This is a genomic window from Variovorax sp. GW822-FHT04E09 (assembly GCF_058800845.1).
Map to the genome: position 1 here is coordinate 226,006 of NZ_JBXAMR010000003.1, position 9,916 is coordinate 235,921.

Sequence of the window (9,916 nt, forward strand, 5' to 3'; positions counted from 1 at the left end):
GGTCAAGCCGCGAGGCTCGGTGCCGGCGCCTCGGTGGCCTGCGCGATGCGCCCGGCCTTCATGTGGACGATGCGGTCGGCCACATGAAAGTAGCGGTCGTCGTGCGAGATGACCACCAGCGAGTGCCCCTTGGCGCGCAGCTCGGGCAGCAGCTCGGTGTAGAACAGATGGCGAAAGGCCGGGTCCTGGTCGGCGGCCCATTCGTCGAACACCAGCACCGGCCGGCCTTCGAGGTAGGCGTGCACCAGCGCCAGCCGCTTGCGCTGGCCGGTCGACAGGTCGGTGGTGCTGAAGGCGCCGTTCTTCACTGACACCTTGTGCGCGATCTCCAGCCGCTGCAGGTAGGGCAAGGCGGTTTCGGGCAGCGCCTGGTGGCCGCCCTCTTCGCCGGCCACGAGGTCTTCGAACAGGTAGAAGTCGGAGAACACGGTGGTGAAGAGCTGGCGGTAGTCGTCGCGCGTCTGCGGCGTCACGGCCTTGCCGTCGAGCAGCAGCTCGCCATCCGCCGGCGCGTACAGGCCCAGCAGCAGCTTGATGAGCGTGGTCTTGCCCGAGCCGTTGTCGCCGACGACGAAAACGATCTCGCGCCGGCCGATGCGCAGGTCCACCGGGCCGAGCACGAAGGGCTCCGCGCCCTCCACCGCCGGGAACGCGTAGCGCGCGCCGCGCAGCTCGATGGCGTCGTGCAGCACGGGCGTGGCGGGCGGTGCGTGCAGGTCCAGGTGCGGTTCGGGCGTGGCGAAGCGGGCCGACAGGTCACCGATGCGCTCGAAGGCCACCTTCGCGCGCCCCAGGTGCGGCAGGGCCGCCACCACCTGATCGAGCGGCCCTTTCAGAAACAGAAGCACCAGCACGAAGCCGCTGAGCACGACGGGCGCGGTGTCGCGGAACGCGGCCCAGCCGAGGATGAGTGCAATCAGCAGAAAGAACAGCGCCGAACCGAAGGACGAGGCGAGCACGAAGATGTTGATGGCACGCCGGTTGATGTCGTGGATGCGCTCCACCGTGTGCGCCACCTGCTGTTCGTACACCTTGGCGCGGCGCGCGCGGTGCATGCGCAGCTCCTTCGCGCCTTCGCTGATGCCGCGGTAGGCCTTGTGCAGCGCCTCTTCCTGCTCGCGCGCCTTGAAGAAGCCCGAGATGCCGCGCGCATGCGCCAGGCTCTGCACGGTGATGCCCACCAGCAGCGCCCCCAGCAGCAGGCCGAACAGCGGCGGCGAAAGCCACGCCAGGTAACCCAGGCAACCAAGGGAAACAGCCAGCGCGATCATGGTCGAGGCCAGCATGAAGGCCACGTCGCTGATCATGTCGACGTCCTGCGTGAGCACGGGCATCAGGCGGTGCATGCGGTAGCGCTCGAGCGCATCGATCGGCGCCGCGAGGATCTTCAGCGCCAGGCTCTTGCGCACTTGCGCCACGAGCCGCTGGCCGACCACGTTGTTCGACATGTCGGAGGTGGCGCGCCCGACCAGCGCCACCACGCACAGGCCGATGAAGGTCAGCAGCAGCCCGCCGGCCAGGCCGCCGGGGCGATGCAGCACCTGGTTAATGGTCGCCAGCAGCGCGACGGTCGCGATGCCCGCGCCGATGCCGGTCACGGTCGACAGCGCGATCCACGGGAAGTAGGGCCGCAACAGCCGGACGAGTTCGGACGCGGGGGCGCTGGCGGGTGTGAGGTTCATGCGGCGGACGGTTCGTTGCAAAGGGAGACGGGCTCCCTGCAATGACGTTCGGCGGGCCTGCTTGTTTAGCAGGAAGGCGCAGCGCCTATTGCAGCAGCGGCTGCGCCCCCGCCTCGCGCGCGGCCTCCACCACCGAGGCGCCAGCCAGCGCCCACAGCGTCAGGGCCTCGTCGAGCGCGCGCACGTGGCCCGGGTCCTGGCCGAGCCAGGCCACGAGCTGTTCGGCGCGCTCGGGCGACGGTGCGTCGTGCAGCTCGCGAAAAAGCCGCCAGGCCATGCTGAAGGCTGGATCGGAGGGACGGTGTCTCGGGAAGCTCATGGGGATTCGCACGCCTGCACTGCTGTCGATGAGTGAGTAGACGCTCCGTGGGGCACGCTGTTTAGGCGCGGGGCCTGCGCGGACTAAATTTCCGGCTCGCCGGCGCGTCTTCTGCTGCATGCCTGTGCGCCTTCTTCTTCACGCCACCTTCGGCCCCGCCCCGTGATCCCGCTGCTCGCGCCGATCTTCCAGGGCGAGTGGGCGCCCTACGGCGAAACGCTGGCCTGCGCCCCGCACCCGCCGCCCGACGCCGTGCGCGTGGCCGACCTGCTGGCCGACCCGCCGCGCCTGCTGGCGCTGCTGCGCCTGAAGGCGCGCACGCTGAACATGCCGGAGCGCGACCTGCGCGCGGTCGCGTCCGCCTGGAGCATGAACTACCTGCACGCGCTGCTGCCGCCCGTGGCCGCCGCGGCGAGCCTGCTGCAGCACGGCTTTCCGGTCCGGCCCGAGCAGGTCTGGGTCAGCCTCGACGACGAAGACGGCGACCCGGAGTGCTTCCACATCGTCGAGCTCGGCACGCCGCGCCCCGGCACCGATACGGCGGCGCGCTACGACGTGCTGCTGTGGACGCACCTGGCACCCCTCTTCGCGCGGCTGACGCAGCTCACGCGGCTGGCGCCCAAGATCCTCTGGGGCAACGCCGTGCGCTACCTCGAGCCGGTGCTGGAAGAAGGCCTGCGCATGAGCGGCCAGGCGCCCGCCGTGGCCGCCGACCTCGAGCACCTGCTGCACCGCCCGACCTGGCCGCAACCGGGCGGCGAGGCGCGCGACAACCCGATGTTCATGCCCGCGCGCCGCGGCGTGCGCGTGGCCGACCGCAGCGCGCCGCCCGTCACGCTGCACCGCCAGTGCTGCCTCTACTACCTCGTGCCCCGGCTGGGCTACTGCGGCGCGTGTCCGCTCTCGCCGGAGTTCGAGCGGGAGCGCTGTGCAAGCACCGCCGACTAAACATCCGGCCGCAGCCCGCGTCTTCCTTCTGCATCCCACACACATCGACCACACCCCGGAGGTTTTGCTTGACCGCCCACGACACTGCATGGCGCTTTCACGCGCATCCCGAAGGCCGGGTGCTGGACGTCCGGCTGGAAGGCACCGCGCTCAAGGTCACGCCGCACGACGGCGACCGCCACGGCAGCACCTGGGCCCTGCGCGCGCAGCCCGGCACGCCGCGCCTCGAATGGCTGGGCGCCTGCGCGGGCGAGCCTGACGAAGCGCACCTGCTGGCGGCGATCGAGGCGGCCTTCCAGCGCCACCCGGCCGCGCGGCAGCTCGCGCTGCAATCACCGCTGCCGACCGGCACGCGGCTGGTGGACGCGGGCATCGTCACGCCGGTCGAGGGCGCGCTGCCCACGGTGGCGCGCGAGGCCTTCTGGCAATGGCCGCGCGCCTGGCTGCCGCAGCCGCGCGAGCCCTTCGCGCAGCGCTTCGTCGTCACGCAGGGCAAGCGCCATCCGCTGCGCCCCGCCAAGCCGCAAGGCACCGTGTACCGCCGCCACATCCCGTGGCTGGGCCAGACGCTCACGCTCGACACGGTCGACATCGAACGCGACCTGCCCGCCTTCCACCGCTGGATGAACGACCCCGTGGTCGCCCATTTCTGGGAAGAGGAAGGCGACCTCGCACGCCACCGCCAGTACCTCGAAGGCATCGCGGCCGACCCGCGCGTGACCGGCCTCGTCGGCCGCTTCGATGGCGAGCCTTTTGGCTACTTCGAGGCCTACTGGGCCAAGGAAGACCGCATCGCGCCCTTCTACGACGCGGCCGACCACGACCGCGGCTGGCACGCGCTGGTGGGCGAGGCGCGCTTTCGCGGCAAGCCTTTTCTCACGGCCTGGATGCCGTCGGTGTCGCACTACCTCTTCCTGGACGACCCGCGCACGCAGCGCCTGGTGATCGAGCCGCGCGCCGACAACGAAAAAATGATCCGGAGCCTGGGCCGCTGCGGCTACGCCCATGTGAAGGAGTTCGACTTTCCGCACAAGCGCGCCCTGCTGGGCGTGCTGTGGCGCGAGCGTTTCTTCGGCGAGGCGCTGTGGATTCCGCGCGCCGACCCCACCGCCGCTTCGCCGGCCCCGGCTCGTCGACACGAGCCATCCCTGGAGGACATCCATGCAAATCCATGACCTGATCGGCGTCGGCTTCGGCCCGTCCAACATCGCACTGGCCATCGCGCTCGACGAGAAGCGCCAGAAGGGCCACTTCGTCGATGCGCTGTTCATCGAGAAGCAGCCGGGCTTCGTCTGGCACCGCAACATGCTGCTGGACAACGCGCACATGCAGATCTCGTTCCTGAAGGACCTGGCCACGCTGCGCAATCCGTCCAGCCGCTTCACCTTCCTGAACTACCTGCACGAAAAGCAGCGCCTGCAGGACTTCATCAACCTCAAGACCTTCTTCCCGAGCCGCCACGAGTTCAACGACTACCTGGGCTGGGCCGCGGCGCAGTTCGAAGACCGCTGCGCCTACGGCGAGGCCGTGTTCGAGGTGGTGCCCGAGATGAAGGGCAACGAGGTCTCGCTGCTGCGCGTGCGCTCGCGCGATGCCAACGGCGCGGTGCGCGAGCGCCTGGCGCGCAACCTGGTGGTGAGCGTGGGCGGCGTGGCCAACATCCCGGCGCGCTTCCAGCCCCTGCGCGACGACGGCCGCGTGTTCCATTCGAGCACCTACCTGGAGGCCATCGCCCGCCATCCCGGCGCCGACCGCATCGCCATCGTGGGCGCGGGCCAAAGCGCGGCCGAGATCTTCATGGACCTGCAGTCACACCCCGCGAAGCCGCAGGTCGACCTGATCATGCGGGCGCGCTCCATCAAGCCCTCGGACGACAGCCCGTTCGTGAACGAGATCTTCAACACCGATTTCACCGACTTCGTCTTCAACCGCTCGGTGAACGAGCGCGCCGAGCTGCTCGAGGAGTTCTGGCACACCAACTACGCCGCGCCCGACCTGGAGCTGATCCAGCAGATCTTCAACGTGTTCTACCGCCAGCGCGTGGCCGGCTCGACGCGCCACAGCTTCCTGCGGCGGCACGAGGTGTCGGCGGTGCGCGCCGCGCAGGACGGCATCCACCTGTCGCTGCACGACCTGAACACCGGCGCGCGCCACGACAAGGCCTACGACGCCGTGGTGCTCGCCACCGGCTACGCCCGCGACGCGCACCGCACGCTGCTGGCACCGCTGGCGCCCTACCTGGGCGATTTTTCGGTCGACCGCGACTACCGCGTGCAGGGCACGCCGGCGCTGCGCCCGGGCATCTTCCTGCAGGGCGCCTGCGAGACCAGCCACGGCCTGAGCGACACGCTGCTGTCGGTCACCGCCATCCGCTCCGACGAGATCGGCCAGGCGCTGCTGAACGCCACGCCGCGGCACACGGCGCAGGCACCGCAGGCCCCCGCCGCGGAGCGCCCCGCCCACGCCGCGCCCGTGGTCTAGCCACGGAAACGCCAGGCTTCGGTGCTACACTCAATAAGAATAGTTCTTATTCACCCCATCCCCGGGGTCACCGAAGCCAGCGCCCTCGCCTCCTTGTTCACCGGCGCGCACCAGCCATCGGCCCAGGGGTCCTTTGTCGATGCTTGCGAGAAGGCGACCGGATGCGCGACCTCGTCCAGGAACTTGTGTCTCACTACGCGGACTTGCGCCGGCAGCTCACGCGCGACCTGCGCGATCCGCACCATGCGGCCGACATCGCGCAGTCCAGCTTCGAGCGCGTGTACACGCACACGCTCGGCCTGCGTGACGGCGCCGCCATCGAGTCGCCGCGTGCCCTGCTGTTCCGCGTGGCGCGCAACCTGTGCATCGACGAAGCCCGCCACCGCAAGGTGGCGCAGGAGTGGGCCGTCTCGCATGCCGTCGTGGGCACGCACCTCACCGCCCCCTCGTCCGAATACGTCGTGGCCCAGCACCGCGTGCTGCGCCGCGTGGTGGAAACCATGGAGCAGCTGCCGCCGCGCCGGCGCGAGGTGTTCCTGCTGTTCCGCGCCTACGGCCACTCGCGCGCCGAGATTGCGCAACGCCTGGGCATCACCGAGATGGCGGTCGCCAAGCACCTGCTGCGCGCCACCATCGACTGCTCGCGTGTGTTCGCCGAGCTGCGCCACGAACTGATCGAGCCGCAGGCGGTGAACAGCCACGCGGGCTTCGACACCGCACTGGCCGAAGACTTTTCATGAGCCGTGCGGCCTCTGTGGTCGTTCCGCGTGAACGGCTGATCGAACGCGCGCTCGCGCTCATCGTCGAGGACGAGATCGCGCCGCCGAGCCCGGCCGCCAACAGTGCCCGGCTCGCGCTCGACCAGTGGCGCACGCGCTCGCCCGAACACGCCGCCGCCGTGCGCGAGGCGCGAGAGCGCTGGAACGCGCTGGGCGGCATGGCCGACGATCTGCGCGCGCACTTCGACGAACCCGTGCCCGCACCGGCCCCACGCAACCCCTCGCGCCGCAAGATGCTGCTGTCGGTCGCCGGGCTGCTCGGCGCCGGCGTGGTCGCCGGGCGCGGCGTGCAGTGGTACTGGCAGCAGCCGGTGTTCCAGGCCGCGTATCGCACGCCGAACGCGCGGATGCTCAAGGTCACGCTGGCCGATGCCGCCGATGCATCGACCGGCAGCCGCCTCGACCTGGCGCCCCAGAGCGCCGTCGACGTCACGCTCTACCGCCGCCGCCGCATGATCGACATGGCACGCGGCGAGGTCCGCTTCGACGTGGCGCCCGACGCCGAGCGGCCCTTCGTGGTGCGCACGCGCGAGGCGATCATCGAAGTCGTCGGCACCGCCTTCACCGTGCGCGACCGCGGCGGCCCGATCACCGTGGGCGTCGAGCACGGCCATGTGCGCGTGCAGGTGCTGCGCCACGCCGGCACCGAACGCAGCGGCGAAGTGGTCGACCTGCGCGCCGGCGACATGCTCGAGGTGCGCGACGGCCACGCCGACCCGGTGCGCCAGGCCGACACCGCCGCCCTCTCGGCCTGGCGCGACGGCTGGCTGGTGTTCGACAACACCCCGCTGGGCGACGCGCTGGCCGCGGTCAACAGCTACCGCAGCGCGCCCATCGTCGGCGCCGACGCCCGCATCGACGCGATGCGGCTCTCCGGGCGCTTTCGTACGAACGACTCGGCCGGCCTGCTCGACGCGCTGCCGGCCATCCTGCCGCTGGTGGCCGTCGCCCGGCCCGACGGCAGCGTGCGCCTGCAGGCGCGCTGACCCGGGTGCGCCCGCCGGCGCGCCGCTCCCTCTTTCCGCTCGTTTTTAGCCCCGCATCGACGCGGCGGCCGATGCCTTGTCACGGGCCTGTCTCTCTTTTTCGAGTTCAAACGTCTTACATCCAGAAGCACCCCGCATCCGATCGACGGCTGCGGCGCGCCCCCGTTTCATGCCGCACCGATTTATTTGTCTGGAGCCTTCACCCATGCGTTTCTCGCCTCGCCACCGACTCCTGAGCGCCGCGCTTGCCGCTGCCTTCGGAACTGCCCTTGCCAGCTGGAGCGGCCTCGCCGCCGCCCAGGGCACCGACCAGGCCGCTGCACAAGCACGCGACATCAACGTGCCCGCCCAGCCGCTGGGCGCCGCGCTCAACGAACTGTCGCGCCAGACCGGCGTGCAGGTGCTCGCCGCGGGTGACGTGGTCTCGGGCCTGGCCGCACCTGCCGTGTCGGGCCGCCTGAGCTTCCAGCAGGCGCTCGACCGGCTGCTGGCCGGCAGCGGCCTCGTGGCGGTGCGCAACGGCCCCACGCGCGTCACCATCCAGCGCCAGAGCACGGCCGGCGCGTCCACGCTGCCGGCCGTGACCGTGGCCGCGCAGGCCGCCACCGACGGCACCACCGAAGGCACGGGCTCGTACACCACGCGCGCCGCCGCCGGCGCCACGCGCATGGACCTGTCGCTGCGCGAAACGCCGCAGTCGGTCAGCGTCATCGGCCGCCAGCAGATCGACGACCAGAACCTCGTCACCCTCGAGGACGTGCTGCGCCAGACGCCCGGCATCGTGGCCGATCGCAACGACGAGCGCGTGACCTTCTCGTCGCGCGGCTTCGCCCTGAGCACCATGATCGACGGCGTGCCCACGCTGGGCTTCAACAGCGTGGCTGGCGAGTCGAGCATGATCAGCACCGCCTTCTACGACCGCGTCGAGGTGATCCGCGGCGCGGCCGGCCTGCTCAACGGCGTGGGCTCGCCCGGCGGCGCCATCAACCTCGTGCGCAAGCGCCCGACCTCCGAATTCGCCGGTCACATCTCGGGCGGCATCGGCAGCTGGAGCCGCTACAACGCGGAGATCGACGTGGGCGGCCCCCTCAACGCCGACGGCACCGTGCGCGGGCGCTTCATGGCCTCGCGCACCGACGGCAAGAGCTTCATCGAGAACAAGAAGCGCAGCGAAGACGCGCTGTACGGCATTCTCGAAGTCGACCTCGCGGCGGGCTCGCGCCTGTCGGTGGGCTTCGAGCACCAGAAGACCGCCATCGACGGCGCCAACTACGGCCAGAGCCCGCTGTTCTTCAGCAACGGCCAGCGCACGAACCTGCCGCGCTCGTTCAACTCCAGCGCGCCGTGGAGCTACTGGGACATGTACTCCGACAAGCTGTTCGCCAACCTCGACCAGCGCCTGGGCGCGGGCTGGCAGCTGAAGGTGGACGCAAGCTACCTCAAGAGCAAGCGCGAGCGTGCCTCGGGTGACCTGAGCATCTACCGCGCGATCAACGCGCGCACCGGCGCCTCCACCATCGACATCCGCGAGAACCCCGCCGAAGGCGCCAACAAGGCCCTCGACGTGCACCTGAAGGGCCCGTTCGAGGCCTTCGGCCAGACGCACGAGGCCGTGGTGGGCATGAGCTACAACACCTACGACGCCACCGTGTACACCCGCGGCGCCGTGCCGCGCATGATCGACCGCCGGCCGCTGAATTTCTACCAGCTGCAGAGCTTCCCCGAGCCGACCTCCTTCTCGTACCCGCTGTACACGGCGCCGCTGAATACCACCGAGAAAGCCATCTACGCCTCGACCCGCCTGAAGCTGGCTGAGCCGCTGTCGCTCATCGTCGGCGCGCGCGGCACCTGGTACAAGTCCGATGCGTCCACGCTCGACTGGACCACCTGGCGGCGCACCGGCGTGAGTTCGATGCGCGAGAACGGCGTGGTCACGCCCTACCTGGGCGTGGTGTTCGACGTGAGCAAGGAGCTCTCGCTGTACGGCAGCTACACCGACATCTTCCAGCCCAACACGGTGCGCGACCGCAACAACGCGCTCATCGCGCCGCAGCGCGGCAAGAACATCGAGCTGGGCCTGAAGGGCGAGCACTTCGGCGGCAAGCTCAACACCAGCGCCGCGATCTTCAAGACGCGCGAGACCAACCTGGCCGTGATCGACACCGGCGCCGGCTCGCTGCTGCCCGACGGCGGCATTCCGTACCGCGCGGTGCAGGGCGCCAAGAGCAAGGGCTTCGAGCTCACCGCCGCCGGCGAAGTGCTGCCGGGCCTGCAGATGCTCGCGGGCTACACCTACCACGCCAAGCGCGATGCCGACGGCGTGCTGCTGAACCCGCAGTACCCGCGCCGCCTGTTCCGCGTGGCCACCAGCTACCGCCTGCCGGGCGAGTGGAGCAAGCTCACCGTCGGCGGCAGCGTGAGCTACCAGAGCGGCATCTACTACGACGAGTTCAACGAACTCGGCCGCGCCTCGCAAGGCGGCCTGACGCTGTTCGGCCTGATGGCGCGCTACGACATCAACAACCGCCTGAGCGCCTCGCTGCACATCGAGAACCTCGGCGACAAGCGCTATTACAACGGCCTGGGCGCCTACAACGGCTACACGCAGGGCAACCCGCGCAACGCCTGGCTGAAGCTCAGCTACAAGCTCTGACACGCACCAACGAATTGACTTAGGGCGGCACCGGCAGAAGGTGCCCTTGACGCACGACCCGGCTTCCG

8 protein-coding genes are annotated in these 9,916 nt (G+C 70.1%); 6 read left to right on the top strand and 2 right to left on the bottom strand.

All coding sequences use genetic code 11. The features are described from left to right. Positions 1–2 precede the first annotated feature (2 nt). Complete coding sequence (locus AC1RL8_RS13365) at positions 3–1,682, bottom strand: cyclic peptide export ABC transporter (protein WP_492684494.1); 1,680 nt, start codon at positions 1,680–1,682, stop codon at positions 3–5. An 85-nt stretch (positions 1,683–1,767) separates the two neighbouring features. Then, on the bottom strand, positions 1,768–1,959 hold the full coding sequence (locus AC1RL8_RS13370) for a hypothetical protein (protein ID WP_493196558.1): 192 nt from the start codon (positions 1,957–1,959) through the stop codon (positions 1,768–1,770). Positions 1,960–2,163: 204 nt separating this feature from the next. Here AC1RL8_RS13370 and fhuF point away from each other — a divergent pair, with 204 nt between their 5' ends. The 6 genes from fhuF to AC1RL8_RS13400 all read left to right on the top strand — a co-directional run bounded on the left by fhuF (position 2,164) and on the right by AC1RL8_RS13400 (position 9,848). Then, complete coding sequence (gene fhuF, locus AC1RL8_RS13375; protein WP_492684495.1) at positions 2,164–2,949, top strand: siderophore-iron reductase FhuF; 786 nt, start codon at positions 2,164–2,166, stop codon at positions 2,947–2,949. A gap of 68 nt (positions 2,950–3,017) precedes the next feature. Then, positions 3,018–4,124 carry a GNAT family N-acetyltransferase gene (locus tag AC1RL8_RS13380; RefSeq protein ID WP_492684496.1) on the top strand — a complete coding sequence of 369 codons (1,107 nt, stop codon included), beginning with the start codon at positions 3,018–3,020 and terminating at the stop codon, positions 4,122–4,124. Further along, the gene (locus AC1RL8_RS13385) at positions 4,111–5,430 is read left to right on the top strand and encodes a lysine N(6)-hydroxylase/L-ornithine N(5)-oxygenase family protein (RefSeq protein WP_070062440.1); all 1,320 of its coding nucleotides are present in this window, start codon (positions 4,111–4,113) and stop codon (positions 5,428–5,430) included. The genes AC1RL8_RS13380 and AC1RL8_RS13385 overlap by 14 nt, the downstream gene beginning before the upstream one ends. A gap of 161 nt (positions 5,431–5,591) precedes the next feature. After that, the gene (locus AC1RL8_RS13390) at positions 5,592–6,170 is read left to right on the top strand and encodes an RNA polymerase sigma factor (protein ID WP_070062439.1); all 579 of its coding nucleotides are present in this window, start codon (positions 5,592–5,594) and stop codon (positions 6,168–6,170) included. Then, a complete protein-coding gene (locus AC1RL8_RS13395) occupies positions 6,167–7,195 on the top strand; it encodes a FecR family protein (protein WP_492684497.1) in 1,029 nt (342 codons plus the stop codon). The genes AC1RL8_RS13390 and AC1RL8_RS13395 overlap by 4 nt, the downstream gene beginning before the upstream one ends. 205 nt (positions 7,196–7,400) lie before the next feature. Next, the gene (locus tag AC1RL8_RS13400) at positions 7,401–9,848 is read left to right on the top strand and encodes a TonB-dependent siderophore receptor (protein ID WP_492684498.1); all 2,448 of its coding nucleotides are present in this window, start codon (positions 7,401–7,403) and stop codon (positions 9,846–9,848) included. The last annotated feature ends 68 nt before the right edge of the window (positions 9,849–9,916 follow it).